15 protein-coding genes are annotated in these 13,030 nt (G+C 73.4%); 6 read left to right on the top strand and 9 right to left on the bottom strand.

All coding sequences use genetic code 11. From position 1 onward, the window contains the following. The first annotated feature begins 33 nt into the window (after positions 1–33). Positions 34–552, top strand: a complete 519-nt coding sequence (locus tag ABZ135_RS23975) for a hypothetical protein (RefSeq protein ID WP_356698283.1) — start codon at positions 34–36, stop codon at positions 550–552. 3 nt (positions 553–555) lie between these two features. Here ABZ135_RS23975 and ABZ135_RS23970 read toward each other — a convergent pair whose 3' ends face one another. Continuing rightward, positions 556–1,089, bottom strand: coding sequence for a MarR family transcriptional regulator (locus tag ABZ135_RS23970; protein ID WP_356698282.1), 534 nt, complete (start codon positions 1,087–1,089; stop codon positions 556–558). Between the two features lie 96 nt (positions 1,090–1,185). Here ABZ135_RS23970 and ABZ135_RS23965 point away from each other — a divergent pair, with 96 nt between their 5' ends. Further along, complete coding sequence (locus ABZ135_RS23965; protein WP_356698281.1) at positions 1,186–2,406, top strand: MFS transporter; 1,221 nt, start codon at positions 1,186–1,188, stop codon at positions 2,404–2,406. Here the strand turns inward: ABZ135_RS23965 and ABZ135_RS23960 are convergent. Continuing rightward, positions 2,393–3,175, bottom strand: a complete 783-nt coding sequence (locus tag ABZ135_RS23960; protein WP_356698280.1) for an alpha/beta hydrolase — start codon at positions 3,173–3,175, stop codon at positions 2,393–2,395. The genes ABZ135_RS23965 and ABZ135_RS23960 overlap by 14 nt on opposite strands. Positions 3,176–3,301: 126 nt before the next feature. Here ABZ135_RS23960 and ABZ135_RS23955 point away from each other — a divergent pair, with 126 nt between their 5' ends. The 3 genes from ABZ135_RS23955 to ABZ135_RS23945 are packed head-to-tail and all read left to right on the top strand — an operon-like array spanning position 3,302 to position 4,967. Continuing rightward, complete coding sequence (locus tag ABZ135_RS23955) at positions 3,302–3,757, top strand: hypothetical protein (RefSeq protein WP_356698279.1); 456 nt, start codon at positions 3,302–3,304, stop codon at positions 3,755–3,757. A 20-nt stretch (positions 3,758–3,777) separates the two neighbouring features. Beyond that, a complete protein-coding gene (locus ABZ135_RS23950) occupies positions 3,778–4,203 on the top strand; it encodes a DCC1-like thiol-disulfide oxidoreductase family protein (protein ID WP_356698278.1) in 426 nt (141 codons plus the stop codon). Positions 4,204–4,226: 23 nt separating this feature from the next. Further along, entirely contained in the window at positions 4,227–4,967 is a 741-nt protein-coding gene (locus ABZ135_RS23945; RefSeq protein WP_356698277.1) for a TetR family transcriptional regulator, read from the top strand. A gap of 51 nt (positions 4,968–5,018) precedes the next feature. Here ABZ135_RS23945 and ABZ135_RS23940 read toward each other — a convergent pair whose 3' ends face one another. The 3 genes from ABZ135_RS23940 to ABZ135_RS23930 all read right to left on the bottom strand — a co-directional run bounded on the left by ABZ135_RS23940 (position 5,019) and on the right by ABZ135_RS23930 (position 8,418). Continuing rightward, complete coding sequence (locus ABZ135_RS23940; protein ID WP_356698276.1) at positions 5,019–6,578, bottom strand: ABC transporter substrate-binding protein; 1,560 nt, start codon at positions 6,576–6,578, stop codon at positions 5,019–5,021. Positions 6,579–6,761: 183 nt separating this feature from the next. Next, positions 6,762–8,159 carry a metallophosphoesterase gene (locus tag ABZ135_RS23935; RefSeq protein ID WP_356698275.1) on the bottom strand — a complete coding sequence of 466 codons (1,398 nt, stop codon included), beginning with the start codon at positions 8,157–8,159 and terminating at the stop codon, positions 6,762–6,764. Positions 8,160–8,172: 13 nt separating this feature from the next. Beyond that, a complete protein-coding gene (locus ABZ135_RS23930) occupies positions 8,173–8,418 on the bottom strand; it encodes a hypothetical protein (protein ID WP_356698274.1) in 246 nt (81 codons plus the stop codon). Between the two features lie 157 nt (positions 8,419–8,575). Between ABZ135_RS23930 and ABZ135_RS23925 the strand changes: the two genes are divergently transcribed. Further along, positions 8,576–9,859 carry a D-alanyl-D-alanine carboxypeptidase gene (locus tag ABZ135_RS23925; protein ID WP_356698273.1) on the top strand — a complete coding sequence of 428 codons (1,284 nt, stop codon included), beginning with the start codon at positions 8,576–8,578 and terminating at the stop codon, positions 9,857–9,859. Here ABZ135_RS23925 and ABZ135_RS23920 read toward each other — a convergent pair. From ABZ135_RS23920 to ABZ135_RS23905, 4 genes are all read right to left on the bottom strand, one after another. Further along, complete coding sequence (locus ABZ135_RS23920; protein ID WP_356698272.1) at positions 9,786–10,778, bottom strand: YhjD/YihY/BrkB family envelope integrity protein; 993 nt, start codon at positions 10,776–10,778, stop codon at positions 9,786–9,788. The two genes, ABZ135_RS23925 and ABZ135_RS23920, sit on opposite strands and share 74 nt — an antisense overlap. A 31-nt stretch (positions 10,779–10,809) precedes the next feature. After that, positions 10,810–11,190, bottom strand: coding sequence for a GtrA family protein (locus ABZ135_RS23915; RefSeq protein WP_356698346.1), 381 nt, complete (start codon positions 11,188–11,190; stop codon positions 10,810–10,812). 80 nt (positions 11,191–11,270) lie between these two features. Next, positions 11,271–12,263 carry a decaprenyl-phosphate phosphoribosyltransferase gene (locus tag ABZ135_RS23910; RefSeq protein ID WP_356698271.1) on the bottom strand — a complete coding sequence of 331 codons (993 nt, stop codon included), beginning with the start codon at positions 12,261–12,263 and terminating at the stop codon, positions 11,271–11,273. Then, a complete protein-coding gene (locus ABZ135_RS23905; protein ID WP_356698270.1) occupies positions 12,256–12,879 on the bottom strand; it encodes a phosphatase PAP2 family protein in 624 nt (207 codons plus the stop codon). The genes ABZ135_RS23910 and ABZ135_RS23905 overlap by 8 nt, the downstream gene beginning before the upstream one ends. Positions 12,880–13,030 lie beyond the last annotated feature (151 nt).

Here is a 13,030-nt window from a genome sequence, read left to right as displayed (position 1 = left end):
GTGCGCGGGCGCGCGTGTGGAGGACGGGGACTGATGAGCGAGCCGAACCCTTACAAGGACGACGCCGACTACCAGTGGGGGCCGGGCCATCAGGCCGGGACGCCCGGCTACGGCTATCCGCAGACGCCGCCTCCGCCCGCCTACCAGCCCACCCTGCCGGGCGGTGTCCCGGTCCCGCCGCAGCACGCGCCGGTGCCGGTAGGGGCGGGTGCGCCGCTGCTGGCCCTCGGGGACATCACCGTGGTCGGCGACCAGATCATCACGCCGGCCGGGCCGATGCCGCTCAAGGGCGCGGTGTGGAACGCGATGGACATGTCGCGGACCGAGGAGAAGATGCCCACGGTGGCGATCGTCCTGGCGATCGTCTTCTTCATCTTCTGTCTGCTGGGTCTGCTGTTCCTGCTGATGAAGGAGAAGCAGACGACCGGCTTCATCCAGGTCACGGTGACCAGCGGCGGCCGGCACCACGCCACGATGATCCCGGCCACCGGCCCGGACACGATCCACTGGGTGATGGGCCAGCTCAACTACGCGCGGTCGCTCAGCATGTGACGCTCACAGCCCCGGCGAGGCCGCGTCCCGCTCGGCGGCGAGCATGATCCGGCGCAGCATGTCGTTGAGGCCGGCGCGCTCCTCGGGGCTGAGCACGCCGAGCAGGCGCTCCTCCTCGTGACCGAGGACGTCCATGGCGCCGAGCCAGGTCGCGCGGCCGGCGTCGGTGAGTTCGACGACGACCCGGCGCCGGTCGGTGGTGGAGGGGCTGCGGCGGACGAAGCCGCGCTTCTCCAGGGCGTCGAGGCGGCCGGTGACGGAGGCGGGGGCGAGGTCGAGGTCCTGGGCGAGTTCGGAGGGGGCGGCGCTGCCGCCCCGGCCGGCGAGTTTGTGGAGGGTGTCGAACTCGTGCCGTTCGAGGTCGAAGTCGACGAGCGACTGCTCGCGCACCCGGCGGAGGTGGACGGACAGCTTCTTCATGCGGGTGACCGCGCCCTCGACGACCGGGTCGAGGCCGGGCAGGACGGGCTGCCAGCGAGCCACGTGCTCGTCGGTCCAGTCGTACCGGGTCTCGCGGGGTTCCTCGGTGGGGGTCATGGGGCGATCGTACGACGCGGGGCCGCCGTCTCCGGGGAGGAGCGACACGACATATTTCGTTGACGAATTATTCGGCACCGAAATACTCTGCGACGCATGCCTGCCCTCACCGCGCCCGGCCCGCCCGTCCGCCATCCCCTGCGCACCCGCTCCTTCCGGCTGCTCCTCACCGGGCGGACGTTCTCGCTCCTCGGCGACGCCGTCATCCCGGCCGCCCTCGCCCTCGCGGTCCTGAAGGCGACCGGTTCCACCTCGGCCCTGGCGCTGGTCCTGGCCTGCGCGATGGTGCCGAAGCTGCTCCTGCTGCCGCTGGGCGGGGTGGTCGGCGACCGCTTCGACGCCCGTACGGTCGCGCTGGCGACGGACCTCGTCCGGTGCGCCACCCAACTCGTCGTGGGCGTCCAGCTCCTGGGCGGCACCCCCTCGATCGCGGTCATCGCCGCCGTCGAGGTGGTCGGCGGAGCGGCCGGGGCGTTCGCGGCGCCCACCGCCTCGCCGCTGGTCAAGGGCACCGTCCCGGCGGAGGCGCTCCAGCGGGCCAACGCGGCGATGGGCGTCGCCCACAGCGCGACCCGGGTCGGCGGGCCGGCCCTCGCCGGGACGCTGATCCTGACCGTCGGACCGGGCTGGGCGTTCGTCCTGGACGCGGCGAGCTTCGCGGTCAGCGCCGCGCTGCTGACCGCCGTACGGGTCGAGCGGGTGAAGATCCCGCACCGCTCGGTCCTCGCCGACCTCAGGGAGGGCTGGCAGGAGGTCCGCAACCGTGACTGGTACTGGACCAGCCTGATCGGGCACAGCGCCTGGAACGGGGCCGCCGCCGTGCTGATGACGCTCGGTCCGGCGATCGCCCTGGACCGACTGGGCGGCGAACTCGCCTGGGCGGTGTTCCTCCAGGTGGGCGCGATCGGGCTGCTGCTCGGTTCGCTGGCCGCCGACCGGATCCGCCCCCGCCGCCCGATCCTCGCGGCGAACCTCGGGCTCGCCACGTACGCGCTGCCGCTGCTGCTCCTGGCGGCCGGCGCGCCCGCGCCGCTGGTCATCGGCGCGTACGGGCTCGCCCAGACCGGCCTCGGCTTCCTCACCCCGGTGTGGGAGACGGCGGTGCAGCGGGCCGTCCCGGCGCACGCGCTGGCGCGCGTGACCTCGTACGACTGGCTGCTCTCCTTCGCGGCGATGCCGCTGGGTTACGCCCTGGCCCCGCTCGCCGCCTCGGCGTGGGGGCCCGGGGTGCCGCTGGTGGTGGCGGCGGTGGCGGTCGCGGCCTGCTGCCTGGGCACCGCCCTCGTCCCGGGGGTGCGCGGCTTCAGGGCCGAGTGAGGAGGGCCGGGGAGCCGAGGAAGCCGGCGAGCAGGCGGGCGGTCTCCTCGGGGCGCTCCAGGGCGGGCAGATGGCCGGCCCAGTCGAGTGCGAGGTGCCGGGCGTCGGGCAGCAGGGCGGCGAGCCGGGCCGCGACCTCCCGGAAGACGGGGACGTCGTGGTCGCCGGAGACGGCGAGGACCGGGACGTCGATCCGGGCGAGGTCCGCCTCGGCGACCCCCGCGGGCTCGGGCCCGAACTCCTCGGGGGCGGCGAGCTGGAGCTCGAAGGCGCGGCGCTGCATCCGCCGGACGAGCTCCCGGGCCTCGGCGTCGGCCTCGGGGCCGAGCCAGAGGTCCACGTTGAGGTCGACGGCGGCGTCGAGGTCGCCGGCCTCGAGCAGTTCGTCCTCGCGCCGGCCGAAGGCCCGGAGCTCCTCGCCCGGTTCCAGGTCCACCGGGGCGTCGGCGCAGAGCAGCGCGAGGGCGGTGGCCCGCCCGGGGTGGCGGGCGGCGAACTCCAGGGCGACCCCGCCGCCGAAGGAGGAGCCGACGAGCGCGGCCCGTTCGGCGCCGAGACCGTCGAGCAGGGCGGCCACGTCGTCGGCGTGGACGTGCGGCCCGTCGACGGGGGTGTCGCCGAAGCCGCGGAGGTCGCAGCGCACCACGCGGTGCCCGGCCTCGGCGAGAGCCTGGAACTGCCCCTCCCACATGCGCCGGTCGCAGACGCCGGAGTGGAGCAGCAGGACGGTCGAGGCGCCGTCGCCGGCCACGTCGTGAGCAAGTGTCATGGCCCTGACCCTACGGGGGTGTCTCCGGCCGCCGCCAGGGCTTTCCGAGGCAGGCTTGAACATGTTCAAAGAGAGGTCTACAGTCTTCGACGTCAGCTTTGAACGCGTTCAAGGGAGCGTGAGGGCATGGACCTCACTGTCGTCGCGTACGTCGTCTACCTGCTCATCAGCGTCGGGCTCACCGTCTGGGTCGCCCGCACCCTCAGCCGCAACGGCAGGGTCTTCCTCGCCGACGTGCTGCACGGCAACGAGAAGCTCGCGGACGCCGTCAACCATCTGCTCGTCGTCGGCTTCTACCTCGTCAACCTCGGCTTCGTCGCGCTCTATCTGAGCCAGGACGAGGCGGTCCTCGACGCCCGCGGGCTCTTCGAGGCCCTCTCGGTCAAGCTCGGGGTCGTGCTGCTCGTCCTCGGCGTGATGCACCTCGCCAACGTGTACGTCCTCAACCGGATCCGCCGCCGGGGCGTCATGGAGCGCGGACAGGTCCCGCCGGTGCCCCCGCAGGGCTGGACCGTCCCCGGCAAGGGCGGCCCCCAGGGCCCGGGCCCGAACCCCTGGGCCACCCCGGCCACCGGCGCCTGACGCCCCGGGCCGGACACCCGATGCAGCGGAACGCGCCGGTACGGCGCCTGACCGTCCTCTACGACGCCGACTGCCCGCTCTGCGTGCATCTGCGGCACTGGCTGCTCCGCCAGCCCCGGCTCGTCCCGCTGGACCTCGTCCCGGCCGGCTCCCGGGAGGCGCGGCGGCGCTTCCCGGCCCTGGACCACGGCTCCACCCTGCGGGAGATCACCGTGGTCGGGGACGGCGGCCAGGTCTACCGCGCCACCGCCGCCTGGATCGTCGTCCTGTGGGCCCTGGCCGAACACCGGCCCCGGGCCCACTGGCTGGCCACCCCCGCCGGACAGCCCTTCGCCCGGGCCGCCGTGCTCGCCGCCGCCAAGTGGCGCGAGCGGACCAGGACGGCCGACGGCGGGGACGGGGCCTGCGGGGACGGGCGGTGCGAGGCACCCGGCCGGTCCGACTAGGCTCAGGGCCTGTGGAGGACGCGATGGAAGAGAAGCAGGACAGGCCCGCCAAGGCGCCCAAGAGCGAGCAGACCCGTGCGCTCATCCTGGAGACCGCGCTCCGGCTCTTCAAGGAACGCGGCTACGACAAGACGACGATGCGGGCCATCGCGCAGGAGGCCGGGGTCTCCGTCGGCAACGCGTACTACTACTTCTCCTCCAAGGAGCACCTCGTCCAGGGCTTCTACGACCGGATCGCCGAGGAGCACCAGGCGGCCGTCACGCCGATCCTGGACAGCGGCGAGAAGGACCTGACGGCCCGGATCCGCGGGGTGCTCCTCGCCTGGCTCGACATCGCCGAGCCGTACCACGAGTTCGCCGCCCAGTTCTTCAAGAACGCCGCCGACCCGGACAGCCCGCTCAGCCCCTTCTCCCCCGAGTCGGAGGGCCCGCGCGAGGCGGCGATCGAGGTGCACCGGCGGGTGATCCGCGGCGCCTCGGTGAAGGTCGACCCCGAACTGGCCGAGCCGCTGCCGCGGTTGCTGTGGCTCCAGCAGATGGGCCTGGTGCTGTTCTGGGTCTACGACCGCTCCGAGGGCGCCGCCAACAGCCGGCGCCTGGTGGAGCGGCTGGCCCCGGTCACCGCCCGGGCCATCTCGCTCTCCCGCTTCCGGATCCTGCGCCCCCTGGTCACCGACGTCCACGACGTCCTGTCCGACTTCATGCCGACGGCGGCCGGAATGGCGGCCTCGGGCAAGCCGAAGCGGAGCGCCCGCAAGGCGTGACGCACGGCCCCGGACGTACGCGGCCTTCAGGGCCGGGCCGTTCCGGGCGGTCTAGATCCAGCTCAGCTCCCACAGGCGCCAGATGCCCGTGCCGTCCGAGAGGTACTGCGAGCCGGCCACGGCCTCCGTGGACAGCACGTAGTCCTTCTTCTGCCACAGCGGCACCAGCGGCACCTCCTTGGCGACCTCGTCCTGGAGGGACGTGAAGTCGGCGGACGCCCGCGCGCGGTCGCTGTACTGCTGGGTCGAGGCGATCAGCGAGTCGATCACGGGGCTGGAGAACCCGTTGTGCAGGGTGTTGTCCTTGCCGACGAGCGGCGCCGTGAAGCTGTCGGAGTCCGGGAAGTCGGGCAGCCAGCCGACCGTGTACGCGTCGAACCGGCCCGCCGCGTACATCTTCTGGAAGGACTGCCAGTCCACCGACCGGACCTCCACCTCGAACAGCCCGGTCTCCTCCAACTGCCGCTTCAGCTCGGCGGCCTCGGCCGCGTAGGTGGCGTCCTCGCGGTGGCCGAGGGTGAACTTCACCGGGGTGTCGACGTCCGCGTCCTTCAGGAGCTTCTTCGCCGTGGCGGTGCTGGGCTCCGGATAGGTGTCGTAGAAGGCGGTGCTGTGGCCGAGGAAGCCCTGCGGGATGAGGGAGTACAGCGGCTCGACGGTGCTCCTGTACGGGCCGGTGGTGATGGCCGGGCGGTCGATCACGGCGGCGACGGCCTGCCGGACCGCCTTCCTCGCCATCGGCGAGCCGGGACGCACGTTGAAGTTGAGGTTGCGGGTCTCGGCGCTGGCCGCCTCGGTGATCCGGACGCCTTCCTGCGAGCCCTCCTCCAGCGCGTTGATGAAGGCCGGCGGCATCTGCCGGTGCGTCACCTGCACCTGCTTGCTCTTCCAGGCCGCGGCGAGCTGCTCGGACTCCTTGAAGTACTTCACGACGACCGTGCGGCCGGCCTTGCCGACGGCGCCCCGGTAGCGCGGGTTGGGCTCCAGCCGGGCGCTGACGCCCGGCTGGTAGTCCTTGAGGACGTACGGCCCCGAGCCGTCGACCGTGGTGCCCCCGCGCAGCGTCCTGGCCGGGTACGTGGTGCGGTCGACGATGGAGCCGGCGCCGGTGGCGAGCTTCAGCGGGAAGGTGGCGTCCCGGCCGCTGAGGTGGAAGGTGACCTTCCGGCCGTCGGCGACGACCTTCCTGAGGGTCGGGAACAGCGGCTGCGGGCCGACGTCCGCCTTGATCGCCAGCATCCGCTCGAACGAGTGGCGGACGTCCTCGCCGGTGATCTTGCGGCCACTGGCGAAGGCGAGGTCGTCGCGGAGGGTGCACCGGTACGTCGTCAGCCGCGTGCCCAGGAACCCGCAGCTCTCGGCGGCGTCCGGGACCGGCGTGGTGAAGCCCGGCTTGAAGGTCAGGAGCGACTGGTACACGTTGCTGTACATCGCCCAGGAACCGGCGTCGTAGGCACCGGCCGGATCGAGCGAGGTCACCTCGTCCGTGGTGCCGACGGTGATGGGGGCGGTCCGCACGTCGTCGGAGGGCAGCAACTGCCAGCCCCCGATTCCGGCGGCCAGCACGACCCCACAAGTGATCAGAACGCGCAGACGGACCGTCGACCGCATGAGACGTGCTTCCCTTTTTCGCGTGCCCACCCCTGGCGCGGCGGCCTCCGGCCGGCCGCGATGGCGCCACCCAATCACACGGTCTTCACTGGTGGAAGAGTAAACCTTCACACCGCACGCATATGTCCCGGGATAAGGGGTTTCGGGTGACCGAACCGTACGTATCAGTCACCAAGCGCTCCGTCACGCCTGCTTCGAGGCCAGCTCCACGACGGTGATGTCGGAGGGCGCGCCGACCCGGACCGGCGGTCCCCAGGCGCCCGCGCCGCGCGACACGTAGAGCTGGGTGTCGCCGTAGCGTTCGAGCCCCGCGACGGTCGGATTGGCGAGCTCGGCGAGGAAGTTGCCGGGCCAGAGCTGGCCGCCGTGGGTGTGGCCGGAGAGCTGGAGGTCGACGCCGTGCCGGACGGCGTCGTCGATGACGATCGGCTGGTGCGCGAGCAGGACGGCGGTGCGGGCCCGGTCCCGGTCGCCGAGCGCCTTCACGAAGTCGGGGCCCTGCCCCTCGCTCTCGCCCGCCACGTCGTCCACCCCGGCAAGGTCGAAGCCGGCGCCGATCTCCGTCCGGGCGTTGCGCAGCGGCCGCAGGCCGAGGTCGCGGACGTGGTCGACCCAGGCGTCGGCGCCCGAGAAGTACTCGTGGTTGCCCGTCACGAAGAAGGCGCCGTCCCGCGCCCTCAGCCGCGCGAGCGGCTCGGCGGCGGACCCCAGGTTCTCGACGGTGCCGTCGACCAGGTCGCCGACGACGGCCACGAGATCGGGCTGCGTGGCGTTGATGGTGTCGACGATCCGCTGGGTGTGGGCGCGGCCGAGGATCGGGCCGATGTGGATGTCCGACACGACCGCGATGCGGTAGCCGTGCGCGCCGCGCGGCAGCTTGGCCAGCGGCACGGTGACGCGCTTCACCCGCGGCCCGCGCAGCACCCCGTACGCCCCGTACCCCACCGTCCCGGCGGCGACGGCGGCGGCCGTGCCCGAGACGAGCCGGTTGACGAAGAGCCGGCGGGAGAGCGCGGGCGCGGGCTGCGGCTGGGCGGGTGCGGGCCGGGACTGCGGGCCGTCCGTCGCCGGGCCGTCCGTCGCCGCCGGGCCGTCCGTCGGTACGGGGACGGGCGCGGACGCGGGCGCGGGCGCCGCTACGGGTGCGGTGGCCGGCACGGTGGCGGGGACGGTCTCCGGACGCCCGGCGGGCGCGGGCGCGGGGGCGTCGTCCGGGGCGAGTGCGGGGGCCGGGGCCGGCTCGGCGGCCCGGGTGGCGGAGGCGCGGCGGTCGGCCCATCGCCGCAGCAGCGGCCGCAGTGGTTCCGTCACCACCAGGGCGAGCGTCACGTACAGCAGCAGCGCGAGCCAGAAGAAGCCCGGCCAGGCGACGATCTGCTGGAGGACGAAGGGGGCGCCGGCGCGGCCGGAGGTGAGCGCCGCGACCGACAGCAGCGGCAGGACGATCGCCGCGGCCGTGCCGAGACGGCGGGCCACGCCGCCCGGCGCCGTCAGGTCACGCACCAGACGCCGCCACACGTACCAGTGGACCCCGCCCAGGAGGGCGAGGACCACGACCAGCACCAGCAGGAAGACGACCACGCCCCACGAACCCCTATCCGCGCTCGCGCCGAAGTGCGCGCACGCCACGCAACCCGATCACCCCGATGACCGTCCCCAGGACAAAGGACGTGATGGCCAGCAGAAGGTGAACCCAGAAGTAGGCCGTCGGATCGCCCGCGTCGTCGAAGGCGAGACCGCTCGCGTCGTTCCACAGGTTCTTGACGAAAGTGATCCAGATGAACCAGCTCCACACCCCGAACGCGAGCAGGAACCAGGAGACCGGCCGGCTGAGCTTCATGGTCCCAGTATCACCATCCGCCCCACGGGCGCTGTCGACGGCCCCGCGGACGGGTGCGCGGACGGGCCCGCGCGGGGGCCTGCGGACGAGTGGACGAGCCGGGACGAACCGCCCCGCGGGGTTCGGCCGCGGCTTCCGGGGAGGTACGTTCTCGACCGTGTCCGCTTCGAAGAAGACCGCGAAGACCGCATTGACGGTCGCCGCCGCCGCGCTGCTGCCCCTCCTCGCCGTATCCCCCGCCCACGCGGACGGCACGGACAAGCAGCCCAAGCCGCCCTCCGGGATGTCCTCCGTCGGCGGCAGGCTGCTCAGCCTCCCCGGCACCCAGGTGAGGCTCGGCGCCGGCGCCCCGGTGCTGCCGAAGGAGCTCAGCGCGCGCTCGTGGATCGTCGCGGACGCGGAGAGCGGCCAGGTCCTCGCCGCGCACAACGCGCACTGGAAGCTGGCCCCGGCCTCCACGCTCAAGATGCTCTTCGCGGACACCCTGCTGCCGAAGTTCCCCAAGACGCGGAACTACACCGTCAAGCCCGAGGACCTGGCCGGCGTCGGCGCCGGATCCAGCCTGGTCGGCATCAAGGAGAAGCAGACCTACAGCGTCCACGACCTGTGGCTGGGCGTCTTCCTGCGCTCCGGCAACGACGCCGTCCACGTCCTGACGGCGATGAACAACGGCAGGGAGCGGACCGTCGCGGACATGCAGGCGCGCGCCGAGGAGCTCCAGGCCCTGGACACCGTCGTCAAGTCCCCGGACGGCTACGACGAACCGCACCAGGTCTCCTCCGCGTACGACCTCACGCTCATCGCCCGCAGCGGCATGCAGAACCCGGACTTCCGCGAGTACGCCGCCACTCCGCGCGCCAAGTTCCCCGGCGAGCTGAAGCCCGGCAAGAAGCGCGAGACCTTCGAGATCCAGAACACCAACCGGCTGCTCACCGGTGACCTCGGCGTCCCGGCCTACCAGGGCATCGCGGGCGTCAAGAACGGCAACACCACGCACGCCGGGGCGACCTTCACGGGCGTCGCCGAGCGCAACGGCCGGGTGCTGCTCGTCACCGTCATGAACCCCTCGTCGAAGGAGCAGCACGCCGTCTACAAGGAGACCGCGCGGCTGCTCGACTGGGGCTTCGCGGCGGCCGGGAAGGTGACGCCGGTCGGCGAGCTGGTGCCGCCGAAGTCGGTGCGTACGACGCCGGGCGCGGACGCGGGGACGTCGGACGGCTCGGCCACCGCCGGCAAGGACGCGGCGGTGGGCCCCGGGACGGGCGCCGAGCAGGCTGCCGTGGCGGACGAGAAGTCGGGCGGCGCGGGCATCGCGCTCGCCGTGGCGGGCGGGATGCTCGTGCTGATCGCGGGCGCCGTGTTCCTGGTCAACCGGCGCTGGCCGCGGGCGGCGCCTGCGGGTCGGACGGCTCCGCCGGTCGACGAGAGCGTGAATCCCTGACGTCGGAGGCCGTGTCGGGCGCCTCCGAGTCGCTGTCGGGCCCGTCGCCGGCGTCCTCGGCGCGTGCGGCCCGGGTGCCGGTCGCCGTCCACGCCGCGCAGAACAGCAGCAGCTTCGCCATGAAGTTGATCCACAGGAGCAGGGCGACCGGCACGCCGAACGCCCCGTACATCGACTTCGCCGCGACGCCCTTCATATAGCCGCCGAGCAGCAGCTTGAGCAGTTCGAAGCCGACCGCGCCGAGCAGTGCCGCGACCACCAGGTCGCGGCGCCCCGGCTCGACGCCGGGCAGCAGCGTCAGCACGTACGACAGGATCAGGAAGTCGGCGACGACCGCCACCAGGATGGCCGCGACCTCCAGCAGGATCCCGCCGGCGCCCCGGTCGGAGACACCGAGCCGTTCCGCGGACCAGCCGACGGCGGTGGAGCCGAGCCAGGACGCGGCCAGCGTGCCGAGCATGACCCCGCCGAGGCCGAGCAGCACGACCGCGTCCTTGCCCTTGCGCACGATCGGGTTGCCCTCGTCGACGTCGTCCAGGCCCCACACCGCGCGCAGGCACTCGCGCATGGAGCCGACCCAGCCGATGCCCGTGAACAGCAGCACGGCGCCGGCGACCAGACCGACGGTGCCGGCGTTGTCGACCAGGCTGCCGATGTCGAGCTGTTCGGAGATGCCGGGGACCTGGTCGGCGATCTTCGTCTCGATCCGTTCGAGCTGTTCGGCCGACAGCAGCGCGGCGCCGATCGCGGCGGTGAGGGTGATCAGCGGGAAGAGCGACAGGAAGCTGATGAAGGTGAGGGCGGCGGCGAGCCGGGTCCAGTGGACCTTGTCGAGGGTCTCGTACGAGCGCCAGGCGTGGGTCTTCATCAGGCGGGCGACCCAGGGGCCGACGACGGGGAGCTTGGTCAGCCAGTCCATGTCGTACGCCTCTCTCCCTCGGGCGGTGGAGTCAGCCGGCGTTCCGGAAGACCAGGGTCCGGGTACCCCAGAATCGCAGACAGGTCGCCAGGAACATGCCCACCCCGAGTCCTGACACCGTGTCGGCGCGGGCGGAGGTGAGCCCGAGGCCGTGGTGGGACACGGCGAGGCAGAGCAGTTGGACGGCGGCGCCGGCGAGGTTCACGGCGAAGAACACGACGTACTCGCGCAGGGCGACGGCGCGGCGGCGATAGGTGCCGAGGGCGTTGCCGAGGTAGGCGACGGTGCAGCCGGCCAGGAAGGAGCAGACCTTGGCCGTGATCGGATCCTGCCCGAGCGCGCCGCGCAGCCAGAGGAAGACGCCGAGGTCGACGGCGTAGGCCACGCCCCCGGCGGCGAGGAATCCGAGCACCTCGCGCCGACGGCCGGTGGGACGGTCGGCGGTGGTGCGGGGCGCGCTGTCGGTCCAGGGCGCCCTGTCGGGGCGCGCGCTCACAGGTCCGCGAGCGCCATGCCGTACATCGCCGCCCACACCAGGCCGATGACGGCGAGCGGGCGGTCGCGCAGGACGACATCCTCCGGTTCGCCCGCCGTGCCCCGGTCGGCGAAGACGGCGTAGCGCAGCACGGCCAGGACGAAGGCGACGACGGAGAGCTGACGCCACGGCAGCAGCGAGCCGGCCGAGACGCCGCCGCTCTCCAGGGCCCACAGGCAGTAGCCGAGGACGGCGACCCCGGCCGCCAGTTGCCAGACGAAGCGGAGATAGCCGGTCGTGTACTGGGTGAGCAGCGCCCGGGTCGCGCCCCGGGCGTCCTCCATGCGGACCGCCTCCGAATAGCGCTTGGCCGCGACCATGAAGAGCGCGCCGAAGCCGGTGGTGATGAGGAACCAGCGCGAGAGCGGGATGCCGAGCGCGATCCCGCCGATCATGGCGCGCATGAGGAAGCCGGTGGTGACGACGGTGAGGTCGACGACGAGGACGTGCTTGAGGCGGACGCAGTAGGCGAGTTGCATGGCGAGGTACGCGGTCAGGAGCAGCGCCGTCATCGCGTTGCACAGCAGGGCGCTGGCGAGGGCCGCGCCGAGGCCGAGCGCGGCGCCGGTGGCGTACGCGAGGGGTACGGGGACGATCCCGGCGGCGACCGGGCGGTGCCGTTTCACGGGGTGGGCGCGGTCGGCCTCGGCGTCGCGGGCGTCGTTGACCAGGTAGACGGCGGAGGCGGCGGCCGTGAAGAGGACGAAGACCAGGCCGAGCCGGGCCGCGCTGTGCCAGGAGCCGAGCTGGCCGGCGGCGACGGGCGCGGCGACGACGAGGACGTTCTTCACCCACTGGCGCGGCCGGGCGGTCCGTACGAGCCCGCGGGCGAGGGCCGTGGGGCGGCGCGTCGGCGCGCGCCGCGCGGGTGCGGGCGGGTCGAGGACGGCGACGGCGGTGGTGACGCCGGTGGTGACCCCGGTGCCGACCCCGGTGGTGCGCTCAGCCATGGTGGCCTCCCGCCGGGGCCAGGGCCGGGACCGGGACCGGGACCGGAGGTGGCAGCGGGACCGGGAAGGGAGCCGGAGCCGGGGGCGCGGGGGTGGCGGCCGTACGGAGCCAGGCGCGGCCCGCCGTCGCGGCGGCGGCGCCGAGCAGCGCGCCGGCGGCGACGTCGGTCGGGTAGTGGACGCCGACGACGAGGCGGGACAGGCACATCGCGGCGGCGGCCGGGACGGCGACGTTCCCGGCCCGCGGGTGCAGGACGGTGAAGGCGACGGCCGCCGCGGCGGCGGAGCTGGCGTGGGAGCTGGGGAAGGAGTGCCGGCCGGCGGTGCGCACCAGCGGCGCGTACGTCTCGGGGCACGGCCGGGGCCGCCGTACGACCCGCTTGACGACCGAACTCGCCAGGTGGGCCGCACCGATCAGGGCGGTGCCGCGCAGCCAGCCGGCGCGGCGCGGCGGGTCCAGGGCGGCGGCGGTGAGTCCGGCGGCGAGCCAGAGCGCCGCGTGTTCGCCGCCGTGCGAGAGCGCGCGGGCGGCGGCCGCCACGGCCGGTCGCCGTCCGCAGGCGCGCAGCGCGGCCAGCGCCCGGTGGTCGGCCACGGTCCAGTCCCGGTGTCGCATGAGTCTCGCCCGCCTCCCCGTGCTGCCGTCAACCACGGGCGACTCTGACGCCCTCGGGTGTCATACGGCTCGGGACTCTTTCCTGACACTCGTTTAATCACCCATTTCGACGAACCGCCCACCAATCCCGGCATAAGCGACAGTCACGACG

The sequence above is a fragment of the Streptomyces sp. NPDC006339 genome (assembly GCF_040612775.1).
In the GTDB taxonomy this organism is placed as follows: Bacteria; Actinomycetota; Actinomycetes; order Streptomycetales; family Streptomycetaceae; genus Streptomyces.
Note: the sequence above shows the minus strand (reverse complement) of the source record. Positions and strands in the feature narration are given on the sequence as shown.

Excerpts from the sequence above, each read along its gene's own strand:
- ABZ135_RS23975 (WP_356698283.1), top strand. The coding sequence starts at position 34 with ATGAGCGAGCCGAACCCTTACAAGGACGACGCCGACTACCAGTGGGGG.
- ABZ135_RS23970 (WP_356698282.1), bottom strand. The coding sequence starts at position 1,089 with ATGACCCCCACCGAGGAACCCCGCGAGACCCGGTACGACTGGACCGAC.
- ABZ135_RS23965 (WP_356698281.1), top strand. The coding sequence starts at position 1,186 with ATGCCTGCCCTCACCGCGCCCGGCCCGCCCGTCCGCCATCCCCTGCGC.
- ABZ135_RS23960 (WP_356698280.1), bottom strand. The coding sequence starts at position 3,175 with ATGACACTTGCTCACGACGTGGCCGGCGACGGCGCCTCGACCGTCCTG.
- ABZ135_RS23955 (WP_356698279.1), top strand. The coding sequence starts at position 3,302 with ATGGACCTCACTGTCGTCGCGTACGTCGTCTACCTGCTCATCAGCGTC.
- ABZ135_RS23950 (WP_356698278.1), top strand. The coding sequence starts at position 3,778 with ATGCAGCGGAACGCGCCGGTACGGCGCCTGACCGTCCTCTACGACGCC.
- ABZ135_RS23945 (WP_356698277.1), top strand. The coding sequence starts at position 4,227 with ATGGAAGAGAAGCAGGACAGGCCCGCCAAGGCGCCCAAGAGCGAGCAG.
- ABZ135_RS23940 (WP_356698276.1), bottom strand. The coding sequence starts at position 6,578 with ATGCGGTCGACGGTCCGTCTGCGCGTTCTGATCACTTGTGGGGTCGTG.
- ABZ135_RS23930 (WP_356698274.1), bottom strand. The coding sequence starts at position 8,418 with ATGAAGCTCAGCCGGCCGGTCTCCTGGTTCCTGCTCGCGTTCGGGGTG.
- ABZ135_RS23920 (WP_356698272.1), bottom strand. The coding sequence starts at position 10,778 with ATGGACTGGCTGACCAAGCTCCCCGTCGTCGGCCCCTGGGTCGCCCGC.
- ABZ135_RS23910 (WP_356698271.1), bottom strand. The coding sequence starts at position 12,263 with ATGGCTGAGCGCACCACCGGGGTCGGCACCGGGGTCACCACCGGCGTC.
- ABZ135_RS23905 (WP_356698270.1), bottom strand. The coding sequence starts at position 12,879 with ATGCGACACCGGGACTGGACCGTGGCCGACCACCGGGCGCTGGCCGCG.